Origin of the sequence: Mesonia sp. HuA40 (assembly GCF_008017835.1) — a bacterium.
Lineage (GTDB): Bacteria > Bacteroidota > Bacteroidia > Flavobacteriales > Flavobacteriaceae > Mesonia.
The window spans coordinates 194569-210295 of sequence record NZ_VRLT01000029.1 but is presented as its reverse complement, the minus strand read 5'-3'; the positions used below and the strand labels follow the sequence as shown (position 1 = coordinate 210295).

The 15727-nt window shown below is 36.3% G+C and carries 13 protein-coding genes and 1 tRNA gene; 11 read left to right on the top strand and 3 right to left on the bottom strand.

The features are described 5' to 3' along the window. Positions 1–685: 685 nt before the first annotated feature. Positions 686–1681: a tRNA dihydrouridine synthase DusB gene (dusB, locus tag FT993_RS07220; RefSeq protein WP_147861868.1), complete on the top strand. Its 996-nt coding sequence runs from the start codon at positions 686–688 to the stop codon at positions 1679–1681. Here dusB and FT993_RS07215 read toward each other — a convergent pair. Continuing rightward, entirely contained in the window at positions 1671–2870 is a 1200-nt protein-coding gene (locus FT993_RS07215; RefSeq protein ID WP_147861867.1) for an FtsX-like permease family protein, read from the bottom strand. The two genes, dusB and FT993_RS07215, sit on opposite strands and share 11 nt — an antisense overlap. After that, complete coding sequence (gene rbfA, locus FT993_RS07210; protein ID WP_147861866.1) at positions 2871–3266, bottom strand: 30S ribosome-binding factor RbfA; 396 nt, start codon at positions 3264–3266, stop codon at positions 2871–2873. Between the two features lie 62 nt (positions 3267–3328). Between rbfA and mce the strand changes: the two genes are divergently transcribed. The 3 genes from mce to FT993_RS07195 all read left to right on the top strand — a co-directional run bounded on the left by mce (position 3329) and on the right by FT993_RS07195 (position 4217). Next, positions 3329–3733: a methylmalonyl-CoA epimerase gene (mce, locus tag FT993_RS07205; protein WP_147862018.1), complete on the top strand. Its 405-nt coding sequence runs from the start codon at positions 3329–3331 to the stop codon at positions 3731–3733. Positions 3734–3786: 53 nt separating this feature from the next. Next, a tRNA-Ile gene (locus FT993_RS07200) sits at positions 3787–3860 on the top strand. A gap of 111 nt (positions 3861–3971) precedes the next feature. Continuing rightward, positions 3972–4217: a hypothetical protein gene (locus tag FT993_RS07195; RefSeq protein ID WP_147861865.1), complete on the top strand. Its 246-nt coding sequence runs from the start codon at positions 3972–3974 to the stop codon at positions 4215–4217. On the opposite strand, the gene FT993_RS07190 is transcribed toward FT993_RS07195, so the two are convergent. Continuing rightward, positions 4214–4804 carry a riboflavin synthase gene (locus tag FT993_RS07190; RefSeq protein ID WP_147861864.1) on the bottom strand — a complete coding sequence of 197 codons (591 nt, stop codon included), beginning with the start codon at positions 4802–4804 and terminating at the stop codon, positions 4214–4216. The genes FT993_RS07195 and FT993_RS07190 overlap by 4 nt on opposite strands. A gap of 100 nt (positions 4805–4904) precedes the next feature. Here FT993_RS07190 and pdxA point away from each other — a divergent pair, with 100 nt between their 5' ends. The 7 genes from pdxA to FT993_RS07155 all read left to right on the top strand — a co-directional run bounded on the left by pdxA (position 4905) and on the right by FT993_RS07155 (position 15725). Continuing rightward, entirely contained in the window at positions 4905–5948 is a 1044-nt protein-coding gene (pdxA, locus tag FT993_RS07185) for a 4-hydroxythreonine-4-phosphate dehydrogenase PdxA (RefSeq protein WP_147861863.1), read from the top strand. Positions 5949–6019: 71 nt separating this feature from the next. After that, positions 6020–6559 (top strand): DUF177 domain-containing protein, encoded by a 540-nt coding sequence (locus FT993_RS07180; protein ID WP_147861862.1) that lies wholly within the window; start codon positions 6020–6022, stop codon positions 6557–6559. Between the two features lie 7 nt (positions 6560–6566). After that, positions 6567–6764, top strand: a complete 198-nt coding sequence (rpmF, locus tag FT993_RS07175; RefSeq protein ID WP_147861861.1) for a 50S ribosomal protein L32 — start codon at positions 6567–6569, stop codon at positions 6762–6764. A 223-nt stretch (positions 6765–6987) separates the two neighbouring features. Then, positions 6988–7983 carry a beta-ketoacyl-ACP synthase III gene (locus tag FT993_RS07170; RefSeq protein ID WP_147861860.1) on the top strand — a complete coding sequence of 332 codons (996 nt, stop codon included), beginning with the start codon at positions 6988–6990 and terminating at the stop codon, positions 7981–7983. A gap of 27 nt (positions 7984–8010) precedes the next feature. Further along, positions 8011–8517 (top strand): acetyl-CoA carboxylase biotin carboxyl carrier protein, encoded by a 507-nt coding sequence (accB, locus tag FT993_RS07165; RefSeq protein WP_147861859.1) that lies wholly within the window; start codon positions 8011–8013, stop codon positions 8515–8517. A gap of 47 nt (positions 8518–8564) precedes the next feature. Continuing rightward, on the top strand, positions 8565–9920 hold the full coding sequence (accC, locus tag FT993_RS07160) for an acetyl-CoA carboxylase biotin carboxylase subunit (RefSeq protein ID WP_147861858.1): 1356 nt from the start codon (positions 8565–8567) through the stop codon (positions 9918–9920). 261 nt (positions 9921–10181) lie between these two features. Beyond that, a complete protein-coding gene (locus tag FT993_RS07155) occupies positions 10182–15725 on the top strand; it encodes an Ig-like domain-containing alpha-2-macroglobulin family protein (RefSeq protein ID WP_255504444.1) in 5544 nt (1847 codons plus the stop codon). Positions 15726–15727: the final 2 nt, after the last annotated feature.

Here is a 15727-nt window from a genome sequence, read left to right as displayed (position 1 = left end):
TAAATACAGCTTTAGACTACGTGCCAACTTTAGCCTATCAAACTATTCAAGAATTATAAACAATAATACAAACGATTACCAGTCCCAAAATTACCGATACGCTTTTGAAGCTTCTACTCGTTATAAAAAATGGCCCAATTTAACTTTAGGCTGGGAACAGCGTTTTAGTAATTTTGCATCCAGTACTTTTAAAAATAGCTTTACCCAAATCAATCCGTTTGCCTATTTAGAATGGGATTTTTTAAACGATTTTATTTTTAAAGCCAATTATACCTATAGTTATTACGAGAATAAAAACTCCCGTCAAATCAATCGGTTTAACCTAGGAAATCTATCCCTTTACTACAATAAAGAAGACAGCCCGTGGGGTTTTGAGCTAGCGGTAGATAATATCTTTGATGTCCAGTATAAAAGAGAAAACGCTTTTAACCAGTTTCTAGTAACCGACAGAAATATTTATGTGCAGCCCAGAACAGCATTATTTAAACTAACTTATAAACTTTAATATTTTGGGCAAAGCCTACGGCCCGGGCTATACATTACAATCTTTTTTTGCCATTTATAAAAGCAAAAAAAGTATTTTCACTGCTATCCCTTTTGCATTAAAAAATTCTACACCAGCACAGCATACTACAATTGCTACTTATTTCTTAATTTTGCAGCACAAACGTATTAAAATTCAATTTTGGCAAAAATAGGCGATATAAATGTAGGAGAATTTCCATTGTTATTGGCTCCAATGGAAGATGTGAGCGACCCCCCTTTTAGAGCGCTGTGCAAAGAGCAAGGAGCAGATGTAGTATACACCGAGTTTATCTCGTCTGAAGGTTTGATACGTGACGCCGCCAAAAGCGTCATGAAATTAGATATTTATGAAAAAGAGCGCCCCGTAGGCATTCAAATTTTTGGAGCCAATTTAAAATCGATGTTAGAATCTGTAGAGATTGTAGAAAAATCTGGGCCAGATATTATCGATATTAATTTTGGTTGCCCGGTAAAGAAAGTAGTCTCAAAAGGAGCTGGCGCCGGCATTTTAAAAGATATCGACCTTATGGTTTCCTTAACCGAGGCAATGGTAAAGCATACCAATTTACCCATAACAGTAAAAACCCGATTGGGCTGGGACCATGACTCGATTAAAATTGTAGAAGTAGCCGAGCGTTTACAAGACGTGGGTTGCAAAGCCATCTCTATTCATGGCAGAACACGCGCTCAAATGTATAAAGGAGAAGCCGACTGGCGCCCCATTGCCGAAGTAAAAAACAATCCGCGTATGCACATTCCTGTATTTGGAAACGGCGATGTAGACACCCCAGAAAAAGCGATAAAAATGCGAGATGAATTTGGCTTAGACGGAGCTATGATTGGTAGAGCTAGCATTGGGTATCCTTGGTTTTTTAGAGAGGTAAAGCATTTTATAAAAACAGGAGAGCATCTAGCTCCTCCCACCATGCAAGAGCGTCTCGATGCTGCTCGTAGGCATTTGCAAATGGCTATAGATTGGAAAGGCGATCGCTTAGGTGTTTTTGAAACCCGCAGGCATTACACCAATTATTTTAAAGGCATTCCTCATTTTAAAGAACACCGTACCCGTATGGTCACCAGTGATGAGGCGGTAGATGTTTTTAAAGCATTCGATTTAGCCGAAGCCGAATTTGGAGATTTTCAATTTAGCCGTTAATAATTTTACCTATTCGGGTGGCACCAATATAAGATGCAGTAACTCCTAAAACCATAATAGTTACCAAAACTAAAACCAAGTTTTGCCACTCAATCTCAACTGGATAAGGTAAGGTAGGCGTAATCATAATCAAATGAAATTGCTGCTGTAAAACAATTATGAGGTAGCCTAAAAATAAACCCAATATTCCTCCAATAAAGGTAAGTAAACTACCTTGTAACAAAAAAATGCGCTTAATTTTATTAGATGAGGCACCTAAAGCATAGAGCGTATTGATGTTTTGGCGTTTATCTAAAATAGACATAACAATAGCACCACCAACGTTAAATAGAGCAATAATGAGCACCAAAGTAAAAATCATATAAACCGCCAAATTTTCTGTATTCAGCATTTTATACAACTTATCATTAAGCTCAATTCGGTTTTTAATTTTTACGGGGTAATCAAATAATTCATAAAGCTGTTCTTTTACCCCTTCTTCGCTAGTCCCAGGTTGCAAATTTAATTCGATACCGCTAATTTCATTCGGCTCATAGCCCAACAACTCTTGAGCCAAAGCTTTTGGCGCAAAAACATATTTATGGTTTAAATCTTCATTTATACTATATATCCCAATTACCAGGGTACTAACACTTTCAAAAGCTTCTTGCGCACTACTAAGTTGCCCCACCCCAGGCTTAGGAACCATTAACTTTAACACATCACCATAACCCGCAAAACCCAAGGCTAATTTTCGGGAAATACCACTACCAATTACTACTTGATTTTCTTTAGGGTGCAACCAAGTTCCACCTATCAAACTGCTGTCTACGGCATTGACGTTTAAGTAATTTTCATCTATCCCTTTAATAAAAGCCGGTAAATGTTTATTGTTAAACTGCAGCAATACCTTTTCTTCAACTACCTGGGTGTACTGGCTAATACCCTTTATATTTTGCAGTTTATTAATTTGAGATGAATGAAGCCTTATTGTTTTTCCCTCATACGGAATCACCTTGAGATCCGGATCAAATTCATTGGTAAAAGACAAGCTAAACGCTTTAAGTCCGGCAAAACCAGATAAAACAATAAACAAAGCTGCTGCACCAGCAAAAACGCCCAATGCTGCAATACCAGTTATGATATTTATAGCATTAGTCTTACTTTTTGTTCCTAAATAGCGCTTTGCGATGTATAAGGAAAAACCCATTTATGATTTTTTACGACGATCTAATAAATCTCGATTTTCAATAGGATTTTCTTTTTCGTTTACCGCTTTATCTATATTTTCAATATAATCAAGCGAGTCATCTAAATAAAAAGCCAAATCGGGCATCTTGCGCAACTGATTTTTAGTGAGCTGAGCCATTTGGTGTTTAATTTTTGGCTTAATCTGATTCAGTTCGGCTAACAAACCTGCAGCATCTTTGGTTGGGAATATACTCAAATAAGCCTTAGCTAAAGATAAGTCTGTAGTTACCCGCACTTTAGATACCGATATAATAATATGTGTAATTCCGGCATTTTTTAATTCTTGCTGTAAAATACGAGCCAAGTCTTCTTGCAATACGCCCGCAATTTTCTTCTGTCTATTTGTTTCTTCCATACTGCAAAAGTAGTTTATTTAAAAGGAATTGTATTTTTGTGTACAAAAATAATAAAGATATGATGCAAAAAATAGAACATTTGGGTATTGCCGTCAAAGATTTAAAAGAAGCCAATAAAACCTACCAGGCTTTATTGGGAGTAGCACCCTATAAAGAAGAAAGAGTAGCCAGTGAAGGCGTAGTTACCTCATTTTTTAAAACAGGGGAAAGCAAAATAGAATTGTTGGCAGCAACCAATGAAAATAGCCCAATAGCCAAGTTCATCGCCAAAAAAGGCGAAGGTATTCATCATATTGCATTCGCTGTCGCGGATATAAATGCAGAAGTAGAGCGATTAAAAAAGGAAGGATTTGTGGTGCTTAACGAAACCCCAAAACGTGGCGCCGATAATAAAATGGTGGTTTTCTTGCATCCTAAATCAGCCAACGGGGTGCTGGTAGAATTATGCCAAGAAATAAAAAAATAGATTTTTTGTTGCACAGTAAATAAGTATTATTTAGTTTTGCCTACCGAAAATCAGGACCCATAGCTCAGCTGGTTAGAGCACCTGACTCATAATCAGGGGGTCGATGGTTCGAGCCCATCTGGGTCCACTTTTCTTTATAAGCTCGAAAATATTTACCTATCATCGATTTATTTTAACATTCTTTGCTAAGTTTTCATCAAATAATGTTTAATTTTACCGCCTAGAGATAAAGTGTAGAATGAAAAGAATATTAAAACTTGTCGCCATTGTCGCCATTTTATTGTGGGCAACAGATAGCTCTGCTTTTCAATACTCTGCAGCAAAAAAATCACCGCCCCCACCAAATGATCGTGCCACAAGAGCTAATCCTCAAGGAATACCTCCACCACCTGGTTTAAACATAGATAACCAGACTTGGTTGTTACTTGTAGCAGCCGGAGGAATAGGAATTATTTACTTCCGTAAAAAAAATCAAAAAGCTTAATTTTTTAATTCTAATAGACGTTTAACGTATTTTCCTATCACGTCAAACTCCAAATTAACGGTATCGTTAACCCTAAGTTGATTTAAATTGGTATGCGCTATCGTGTAAGGTATTATAGCCACGCTAAAACTGTTATTCTGGCTGTTTACAACCGTTAGGCTAATTCCATTAACGGTAATAGAGCCTTTTTCTATAGTCACATTATTCAGTTTAGAGTCATAAGCAAATGTAAACAAAGTACTCCCCCCCTTTGGCTCAATATGCGTACACACTGCTGTTTGGTCAACGTGGCCCTGCACAATATGACCATCTAGGCGTTGAGACATTAACATGCCACGTTCTAAATTAACGGCGTCTCCTACTGCCCAAGAACCTAAACTGGTTTTGGCTATGGTTTCCTGAATAGCAGTAACTTTATAGTTATCATCAAATATTCCCACTACCGTAAGACAAACACCATTGTGTGCAACACTCTGATCTATTTTTAGCTCGGGGGTCATCGCTGCCTCAATATAGAAATGCAAATTACCTTCTTCCTTTTCAATTTGTTTTACAACGCCTATTTCTTCGATGATTCCTGTAAACATAGTTATAAATACTTACCTTTGTAGTGCAAAAATAGGTATAATTTTAAGTTACTCACTAAAATTAACCTGTCTTTCTTTATGAATTTAAACTGCGACACAAGTGAAAAAACAGAATATAAAAATAGGCATAAGCATTGGCGATTTAAACGGAATTGGAAGCGAAATTATCTTAAAAACATTTGCAGATAACCGAATGTTAGAGTTTTGCACCCCAATTGTGTTTGCCAACACCAAACTGATGTCTTTTTACAAAAAGCATTTTGATGTAAATACAAATATTCAAGGAATCAATAACGCTAGTGAAGCTATAGAAGGAAAATTTAATGTGGTAAATGTGTGGAAAAATCACCTAAAAATTAATTTTGGTAAAGAAGATAACTTTTTAGGCGATTTTGCTTTCCAATCGCTTGAAGCCGCTACTGCAGCTTTAAAAGCAAACACAGTAGATGCTTTGGTAACCGCACCAATTCACAAAAAAGTAATTCAATCTGAAAAATTTAAATTTCCTGGGCACACCGACTATTTAGCTCAAGCTCTAGAAGGTGAAAGTCTTATGTTTATGATTTCAGAAAATTTAAAAGTAGGCCTTTTAACCGATCATGTACCAGTTAAAGACGTTCCAAAAGTCATAACCGAAAAACTTATCACTCAAAAACTTCAATTAATCACCCATTCGCTTAAAGCGGATTTTAAAGTACAGCGACCAAAAATTGCATTTCTAGGTATCAATCCTCACAGCGGAGACAATGGCGTAATTGGAGATGAAGATGATAAAATACTAAAGCCAACCATAGAAAAATTACGTGAACAAGGGCATTTGGCCTTTGGTCCCTACGCTGCCGACAGCTTTTTTGGTACCAAAAATTATGAAAATTTTGACGCCGTTATTGCGGCTTATCACGACCAAGGTTTAATCCCATTTAAAACTTTGTCTTTTGGCTCAGGCGTAAACTATACCGCTGGCTTATCGCGTGTAAGAACTTCGCCTGATCACGGTACTGCTTTTGAAATTGCTGGTAAAAATGAAGCTAACCACCAATCTTTTCAAGAAGCGGTGTACGCTGCAATCACTATTTTTAAAAACCGAAAAGAATATCAAGAGCTTACCAAAAATCCGCTAAAAAAGAAAGCTGAAAAATTATAAACATTTCTTGTTAATAAATACTTGTATCGAATTTATTTTTTTATATTTGCACGCTTGAAATCGATGATGTAATGAAAAAGCTAAAAGAATATATCATTCCTTTTGTAGGATTGAAGGTTGGCAAACATCATTTTGATTATCAAATAGATAATCATTTCTTTGAGTTCTTTGAATATGATGATTTTAATACCGTAAAGGTTTCGGTAGATTTACTTTTAGAAAAAAAAGCCAATATGCTAGAGCTACACTTTAGTATTGAGGGTACTGTAAATCTTAATTGCGATGTTAGTAATGAAGCCTACGATCAACCTGTTGAACATCAATTGCATTTGGTGGTAAAATTTGGTGAAGAGTACAACGATGAGAACGAAGAATTATTAATTCTTCCGCATGGTGCCTATGAAATTGAAGTGCACCAGTACATCTATGAAGCTATAGTTTTGGCTTTACCCTACAAGCGATTACACCCAGGCATTGAAGACGGTACATTAGATTCAGAAATATTAGATAAATTAGAAGAATTGCAACCTGTACAAAAGGAAGTAAATAAAAATAATGAGGTAGACCCTCGCTGGAATAAATTAAAAAACCTGTTAAACGACAATAAATAACTTAGTTATGGCACATCCTAAGAGAAAAATATCTAAGACTAGAAGAGATAAAAGGAGAACGCATTATAAAGCAAAAGCTCCACAAATTGCTACAGACCCTACTACGGGAGAAGCTCATCTTTATCACAGAGCACATTGGCACGAAGGAAAACTCTATTATAGAGGTCAAGTACTTATTGACAATACAGAAGAAGTTGAGGCTTAATAAGCATTAAATTTTTTTTATAAGACTCTCCGCAGTGCAGCTGTGCGAGAGTTTTTTTGTTTTATCTTATTTCTAGAATACTATGAGCGCATAATAGTTTTTCTATATAAGTTGATAAATTGACAAAAACACCTTAATTTGCATCTGCTAAATTTTATAAATTTACTCAATATCAAGTTTTAAAATAATTTAGCGGTAATTTTGCTGAAATAATTTCAATTGTATGAATACAATCAAAGCGGCTATAACCGCTGTAGGATCCTTTGTTCCTGAGCATGTGTTATCTAACAAAATGTTAGAAGAGATGGTAGATACCAATGATGAATGGATTACTACAAGAACAGGAATAAAGGAGCGTAGAATATTAAAAGATGCCCAAAAAGGCACCTCTTATTTAGGTATAAAAGCAGCCCAAAACTTAATTAAAAAAGCCAATCTTGACCCTAAAGAAATTGATTTGGTACTTTTTGCAACGGCTACACCCGATATGCCTGTGGCTTCAACAGCGGCTTTTACCGCGAGTGAAATTGGTGCCACAAATGCATTTTCTTTTGATTTACAGGCTGCCTGTTCTAGCTTTCTCTATGGTATGTCTACCGCTGCAAGTTATATTGAGTCTGGCAGATACAAAAAAGTCTTACTAATTGGTGCAGACAAAATGTCTTCTATCATCAACTATGAAGACCGGGCCACTTGCATCATTTTTGGTGATGGTGGAGGCGCTGTTCTCTTTGAACCTAATGAAGAAGGTTTAGGTTTACAAGATGAATATTTGCGTAGTGATGGCGTAGGAAGAAATTTTCTGAAAATAGAAGCAGGAGGATCTTTACTACCCGCCTCTGAAAAAACAGTGAAAAATAAATTACATTATGTTCATCAAGACGGTAAAACCGTATTTAAGTTTGCGGTTTCCAATATGGCAGATGTAAGCGAGAAAATAATGAAGCGCAATCAACTTGAAGAAAAAGATGTCGACTGGTTGGTGGCGCACCAAGCCAATAAGAGAATAATCGATGCCACTGCAAAACGCATGGGACTAAAGGATGACAAAGTACTAATGAATATACAACGTTACGGTAATACCACTTCGGCTACCCTACCGTTGTTGCTAAGTGACTACGAAAAACAACTTAAAAAAGGAGATAACCTAGTTTTCGCCTCTTTTGGCGGGGGCTTTACTTGGGGTTCGATTTATTTAAAATGGGCCTATAATTCTTAAAATCACAACGATTAATACCACAATATTATGGAATTAAAAGAAATTCAAAACCTAATAAAATTTGTAGCCAAATCTGGTGCTAGCGAGGTAAAATTAGAAACCGATGATGTGAAAATTACCATTAAAACTTCATCTGGCGATGATAAAGAGACTACCATCGTACAGCAAGTACCTATGCAAGGAATGCCACAGATGCAAATGCCTCAAATGCAAGCTCAAGCACCTGCTACACCAGCCGAAACTACAGCTACACCAGAGCAACAAGAAACTGCTTCAAATGAAGATGACTCAAAATACATTACGGTAAAATCTACAATTATAGGAACTTTTTACCGCAAGCCTTCACCAGACAAACCTACTTTTGTAGAAGTAGGAGATAGTATTAAAGAGGGAGACGTACTTTGCATTATTGAAGCAATGAAACTATTTAATGAGATTGAAAGCGAAGTATCTGGGAAAATCGTAAAAGTATTGGTAGACGATTCATCTCCAGTAGAATTTGACCAGCCATTATTCTTAGTAGACCCATCTTAATCTATTTAGAATAAAAAGTCTTTCGTGTCCAAAAAAATATAAACAGTATGTTTAAAAAAATATTAATTGCCAATAGAGGTGAAATTGCACTACGTGTAATTAGAACCTGCCGTGAAATGGGAATCAAAACTGTTGCGGTATATTCAAAAGCTGATGCAGAAAGCCTTCATGTGCGATTTGCAGACGAAGCCGTATGTATTGGTCCAGCTCCAAGTAACGAGTCTTATTTAAAAATACCCAATATTATTTCGGCGGCAGAGATTACCAATGCAGATGCAATTCATCCAGGATATGGTTTTTTAGCAGAAAATGCAAAATTTTCCAAAATCTGTGATGAGCACGGTATTAAATTTATTGGTGCATCACCAGAAATGATTGATCGAATGGGCGATAAAGCTTCGGCTAGAGCTACTATGATGGCCGCTGGAGTGCCTTGTATCCCAGGTTCCGATGGCCTATTAAAAGATTATAAAGATTGCCTGAATACAGCAAAAAAAATGGGATTCCCTGTTATGCTTAAGGCAACAGCAGGAGGAGGCGGAAAAGGAATGCGCGCCGTTTGGAAAGAAGAAGAACTTGAGGCTGCTTGGGATTCTGCAAGACAAGAAGCTGGTGCGGCTTTTGGTAACAACGGAATGTATATGGAAAAGCTTATCGAAGAGCCTAGACATATCGAAATACAAGTAGTTGGTGATAGCAAAGGTAAAGCTTGCCATCTCTCTGAAAGAGACTGTTCTGTGCAAAGAAGACATCAAAAACTTACCGAAGAAACTCCTTCTCCTTTTATGACCGATGAATTGCGCGAAAAAATGGGAGAAGCAGCGGTTAAAGCTGCCGAATATATTAAGTATGAAGGGGCTGGTACAGTGGAATTTTTAGTTGATAAGCACAGAAATTTCTACTTTATGGAAATGAATACGCGTATCCAAGTAGAACACCCAATTACAGAACAGGTTATTGATTACGATTTGATACGAGAGCAGATTTTGGTTGCCGCTGGCGTAGAAATATCAGGAAAAAATTATTTTCCTAAATTACATTCAATAGAATGCCGTATCAATGCCGAAGACCCGTATAATGACTTTAGACCTTCACCAGGTAAAATAACCAATTTACACGCTCCTGGAGGGCACGGTGTGCGCATAGATACGCATGTTTATAGCGGATATTCTATCCCTCCAAATTATGACTCAATGATCGCCAAGTTAATTACTACGGCTCAAACAAGAGAAGAAGCTATCCATAAGATGAAACGCGCATTAGATGAATTTGTTATTGAAGGTGTTAAAACAACGATTCCTTTCCATAGGCAATTAATGGATCATCCCGATTACCTTGATGGAAACTATACCACCAAATTTATGGAAGATTTTGAGATGGATGAAAAATATCAAGATCACTAAATTGATTTTTATTATAATAAAAGCCTTTTACCAGCGTATAAAAGGCTTTTTTCTTTTATAAGCCTTTTTGATTCGGGTATTAATGCAATAGATAACTCTCAAAATATTTGAGATCAATCAATTATCGTTTGCCACAAGAAAATAAAAAAGTTTTAAATTGTTTTCAATTAAGCTTTGTCTATCTTTGGCATAATTCATCATTTCTTAATTTTAAAATGGGCCAATTTTTTTAATCTGGCTAAAACATAAACCTATTCTATTATGAGATTTAGTATGCGCTTTGGTTTTAATTTTTTTTTCTTTTTTACCCTAATATTATTAAGCTGTAACAGCAAAAAAGAAGATCAAGAAGTAGATAGCTTATTTAATTATAAGGCTTACATCAGTACGCATACTTACGGAAAAACCTCTATAAACGAACCCATTCTAATTAGCTTTAATAAGCCTTGGCCCGAAGTTGAGCTTAACCAGGAGGTAGCAGAAAAATATCTAGAAATTTCTCCTGCCGTGAAAGGGAAACTATATCTTGAAAATGGAAAAAAACTAATTTTTAAACCTCAAGAAAAATTAAAAGCGAATACTACCTATTTTGTAACTATACCCTTAGATCTAATTTATAAGGATATTTCGAATGAACTTAAAAGCTATACTTTTAGTTTTAAAACTCTGGAGCAGAATTACAAACTTAATTTAGGTAACCTACAATCTTATAACGACTCTAAGCAATATTTAACGGGTCAAATAGAAACTGCTGATGTTGCCGAGCTTAATCAAGTCAAGAAAATTCTTAAAGTAAAACAAAAAGATCAAGAGCTCCCCATAATTTGGGAAGAGAATTTAGAAAGCAGTCAGTATTTCCGTTTTAAAATTGATAATATCACCCGATATATAGAAGACTCTCAACTTACAATTACTTATGATGGTACTCCGATACAAGCAGACTATAGCGGAAAAGATGAATACTTAATTCCTGGAAAAGATAATTTTAAAATTGTAGATATACAAACCCATTCTGGAGCCGAAGCTGCATTAAGCCTGAATTTTTCAGATGCACTTGATCCTAACCAAAATTTTCAAGGCTTAATTAAGTTGGCAGAGAACAGTAACTTAAAATTTGAAGTAGAAGGTAATGTATTATACATCTATCCCAATGTACGACCTGCTGGCGAAGTTTTATTAGAAGTGTTTGCCGGTATAAAAAATTCAGCCGGTTTCAAACTTAAAAACACCTATACCAATAATATTTCGTTTGAAGAGCTCAAACCAACTGTACGTCTAATTTCTAAAGGGAACATTTTACCCGCTTCAGCCAAATCACCTATTTATTTTGAAACGGTAAATTTACGCGCGGTCGATGTTCGTGTAATCAAAATTTATAAAAACAACATCCTCGATCATTTACAAGATGCTTCTTTAGGGGCTAACTACAATTTAAAGCGTGTGGGGCGAAAAATAGCGCAAAAAACTATAGTTTTTGATAACAAGACTGCATTTGGCTTAAAAAACTGGAAAGCCCATGCGCTAAATTTATCTGATTTTTTTAAATCAGATCCGGGTGCACTTTATAGCGTAGAGATAAGTTTTAGAAAAGAATACAGCAATTATGATTGTGGTGAACAAGAAAACCAACAGCCCATCTTGCAAGCAGAAGTTAGCTATCCCGAAGAAAATTACAGAGAAGAACAATATTGGAACAATGAACTTTACAATTGGCGAAAAACACCCTATAACTGGAGAGAAAGAGATAACCCTTGTAGCCTTTCTTATTATGAAGATGATCGTTTTGCTACCATTAATATTTTAGGTTCAGACTTGGGTTTAATAGTTAAAGAAGGTACAGATAATACCTACCACATATCGACAAATAATTTGCTTAATACGCAACCCGAAAGTAAAAGTAAGGTGAGTTTATACAATTATCAAAAACAATTACTTAGTCAAGCCTACACCAATAAAAACGGGCAAGTTAAGCTTAAAACCAAACAACAAGCTGCTTTTGTAGTGGCACAAAAAGGAAAACAATATGCTTACGCCAAGCTAAGCGGTGGCAACGCACTTTCTCTTAGTAAATTTGATATAAGTGGTCAAGAAGTTCAAGACGGATTAAAAGGCTTTATCTATACAGAGCGAGGCGTACATCGCCCTGGAGATACTATACATTTAAACTTCGTTTTAAACGATATTGAAAATCCATTACCTAAAAAACATCCTGTCCAATTATCGGTTTTTGATGCAAGAGGCCAATTGGTTTTGCAAAAAAATAAGAGTGAGTTTTCGCATCCCACCCAAGCCATTAATAATTTTTATTATTTTCCTATACCCACCAAAGAACAAGATGTAACAGGCAATTGGCAAGCGCAGATAAAAGTAGGTGGCGCAAGTTTTTCAAAAACTTTAAAAGTGGCTACCGTAAAACCGAATCGATTAAAGATAAATTTAGATTTTGACGAAAAGGTTTTAAGCACCAATAAGCCATTAGTGGGTTCATTACAATCTAATTGGCTACATGGCGCTATAGCCAAAAATTTGGAAGCAGAAATAGAAGTAGAGCTCAGTCCGGCGGCGGTGCCATTTCCTCAATATAAATCTTATATTTTTCAAGATCCAGTTCGCAAATTTGAAAGCATCACTAAACCTTGGATAAAAGATAAAATAGACCATAATGGACGTCTTGATTTTAAAGAACAAATTAACTTAAATAAAAATGCGCCTGGAATGCTGGAGGCAAATTTTTTAACCAAAGTTTATGAGGGTGGTGGAGATTTTTCTATAGATGTGAAAACTAAAAAATTGGCTCCGTATACACACTTCATCGGACTTAAATCTCCTGAATCAAAGGCTTTTGGTGCGCACAAAACCGATGCCCAAATTCCTTTTGATATAATTAGTTTAAATGCCAAAGGACAAGTTGCCCCATCACGTAAACTTAAGGTATACGTATATAAAATAGAGTGGCGCTGGTGGTGGAGTAGAGGTAAATCAAACCTTTCTCGTTACGAAAATACCCAGGTACATTCTCCATTTTTAGAAAAAACTATAACTACAGATTCTGATGGAAAAGGCACCCTTTTTATAAAAGTACCCGAAAACCAAGCTGGTCGTTATTTAATTAGAGTAGTTGATTCTATCTCTGGTCATGCTACAGGAGTGACAAGCTACTTTTTTAAAGATTATTACTCTCTAGGGTCAAATGCCGCAGCGGATGCCGCGAAAATGCTTCTATTAAAATCAGATCAAGAAAGCTATGAAGTGGGAGAAAAAGCACGTATTAGTTTCCCGTCAAGCAAGGTAGGTAGAGCATTGGTAAGTCTTGAGAACGGTAGCCGAGTGCTTTCGCAACACTGGGTGACTACAAAAAAAGGCAAAACACAGCTAGAAGTACCAATTACTTCTGCAATGGCACCAAATATTTATGCGCACATCACTTTGCTACAACCCCATGCACAAAGCAAAAATGATCTCCCTATTCGGTTGTATGGGGTAATACCTTTAAAAATAACAGATTCTAAGACGCAATTAAATCCTGTAATTGAAATGCCGAAAGAATTAAAGCCAGAGCAACAATATGATATCCGCATAAGCGAAAAAGACAAAAAAGAAATGACCTATACCTTGGCAGTAATAGACGAAGGTTTGCTCGATTTAACAGGCTTTAAAACACCAAATATTCATCAGGCATTTTACGCTCGTGAAGCTCTAGGAGTAAAAACCTACGATGTATATGACCAAGTAATTGGAGCTTATGGTGGAAGCGTTAATAACGTATATGAAATTGGTGGTGGCGAATTGGCGGCGGGTGCCAAAAACCGAAAAGCAGATCGTTTTAAACCTGTTGTTTCTTATTTGGGTCCATTTAAATTAAAAGCTGGTCAAAAAGCAAAGCATCGGCTATATATGCCAAATTATGTAGGGGCAGTTCGGGTTATGGTGGTAGCTGGAAATCCAAAAACCGAAGCCTATGGTAAGAACGAAAAATCGGTTCGAGTGGCCCAGCCATTAATGGTACTCAGTTCGCTTCCGCGGAAGCTAAGCCCTGGTGAAGAAATAAATTTACCGGTAACTGTTTTTGCAATGGAAAACAAAATAAAACAAGTTGAAGTAACTCTAAAGCTTGACGAAGCATTGCAAGCTATAGGACCCACCCGTAAAAAAGTAACTTTTGAAAAACCAGGTGAGCAAATAGTATATTTTACTTTTAAAAGTAATTATACCTCAAAACCTCAAGCAATAAAGGTTTTTGCTCAAGGACATGGCGAAAAGGCCTATAGCCAAACCGAAATAGATATTTTTAACCCTAATCCTGTAAGTTATAAATCAACTAGTAGTACCTTACAACCTAAGGGAGAATTAAGTTTAGACTATAAGTCGTTTGGCGAATCAGGAAGCAACTCGAGTCAGTTGGTGTTTTCGAGCCTACCTACAATCAATTTAGAAAACAGGTTAGATTATTTAATTGACTATCCTCACGGATGTTTAGAACAAATTACTTCGGGTGCATTTCCGCAATTATTTTTAAGTGATTTGGTGGACTTACCTGCCCATCGTAATGGAGAATTAAAAAGAAATGTTCAAGGGGTTTTAAACCGTTTAAAAGACTACCAGTTAAGTAACGGCGGTTTCTCCTATTGGCCAGGACAAAGTGAGGCTCACGATTGGGCAACTACCTATGTAGGGCATTTTATGATTGAAGCCAAAAGACAAGGTTATGCTATACCAGTAGGTTTGCTAGATAACTGGATGAATTACCAAAGACGGGAAGCCAGAAGATGGCAAAACCGTTTAACCTCTTATAACACAAGTTTAAATCAAGCCTACCGACTTTATGCTTTGGCTTTATCTGGTAATGCAGAGCTGGCGGCGATGAATAGACTTAGAGAGTCTGAAGAAATGAGTAATACTGCGATTTGGCGATTGGCAGCGGCATATGCCGTGCTTGGAAAAAAATCGGTAGCCGAAGATTTAATGAAACCTGTTCAAGACAATTTTACTAGTAAAAACCAAATCAGCTCTAGCTTTCAATCAAAATTTAGAGATAAAGCAATGGCCTTAGAAACGCTAGTGCTACTTGAAAAAACAGAGCATCAAATGGAATTTGCACAATCTATAGCCAAAGACTTATCCTCAGATCGTTGGTTTAATACGCAAGAAACTGCTTATGCCTTACTGTCACTTGCAAAAATGGCTGCTGCCAATGCTACAGAGCCTTTTTCTATAGTTTATGAAATACAAGGCGAATCTAAAGAGTTGAGCACAAATAAAACTATGGTGGCTGTTCCTTTACCCGAAAATAAAAATCACGTAAAAATAAATATTACCAATAAAGCACAGAATCTCGTCTTTATAAATTTAAACCAACAAGGTATTTTACCTATAGGCGAAGAGCTAGAAGAAAAACAAAATCTACAGTTAGATGTACAGTTTTTAAACACCAACAATAAAAGTATAGAGGTAGCTAAAATTAAGCAAGGTACAAGCTTTACAGCCAAAATAAGTATACAAAATCAAGGAATAGATAAGGTAAATCACGTAGCGCTTAGTCAGTTTTTACCTAGCGGATGGGAAATTATAAATACCAGTTTTACCAATTTTGGCACTAATCGTTCTGCTGCTAATTACCGTGATATTCGGGACGACAGGGTATATATTTATTTTGATCTAAAACCAGGGGAAACCCAGACTTTTGAAATTGAATTAAACGCTTCTTATTTGGGTAAGTATTATTTGCCGGGAACTCAAGTTTCTGCCATGTATGACGGAAATTATTTTGCCAGAAATAAAGGAAAGTGGATTGAAGTTATACGTTAAAA

Bases quoted from the DNA above. Each gene is read 5' to 3' on its own strand.
- FT993_RS07190 (WP_147861864.1), bottom strand. From the start codon at position 4,804: ATGTTTACAGGAATCATCGAAGAAATAGGCGTTGTAAAACAAATTGAA.
- FT993_RS07195 (WP_147861865.1), top strand. From the start codon at position 3,972: ATGAAAAGAATATTAAAACTTGTCGCCATTGTCGCCATTTTATTGTGG.
- mce (WP_147862018.1), top strand. From the start codon at position 3,329: ATGCAAAAAATAGAACATTTGGGTATTGCCGTCAAAGATTTAAAAGAA.
- rbfA (WP_147861866.1), bottom strand. From the start codon at position 3,266: ATGGAAGAAACAAATAGACAGAAGAAAATTGCGGGCGTATTGCAAGAA.
- accB (WP_147861859.1), top strand. From the start codon at position 8,011: ATGGAATTAAAAGAAATTCAAAACCTAATAAAATTTGTAGCCAAATCT.
- rpmF (WP_147861861.1), top strand. From the start codon at position 6,567: ATGGCACATCCTAAGAGAAAAATATCTAAGACTAGAAGAGATAAAAGG.
- FT993_RS07170 (WP_147861860.1), top strand. From the start codon at position 6,988: ATGAATACAATCAAAGCGGCTATAACCGCTGTAGGATCCTTTGTTCCT.
- FT993_RS07180 (WP_147861862.1), top strand. From the start codon at position 6,020: ATGAAAAAGCTAAAAGAATATATCATTCCTTTTGTAGGATTGAAGGTT.
- FT993_RS07155 (WP_255504444.1), top strand. From the start codon at position 10,182: ATGAGATTTAGTATGCGCTTTGGTTTTAATTTTTTTTTCTTTTTTACC.
- FT993_RS07215 (WP_147861867.1), bottom strand. From the start codon at position 2,870: ATGGGTTTTTCCTTATACATCGCAAAGCGCTATTTAGGAACAAAAAGT.
- accC (WP_147861858.1), top strand. From the start codon at position 8,565: ATGTTTAAAAAAATATTAATTGCCAATAGAGGTGAAATTGCACTACGT.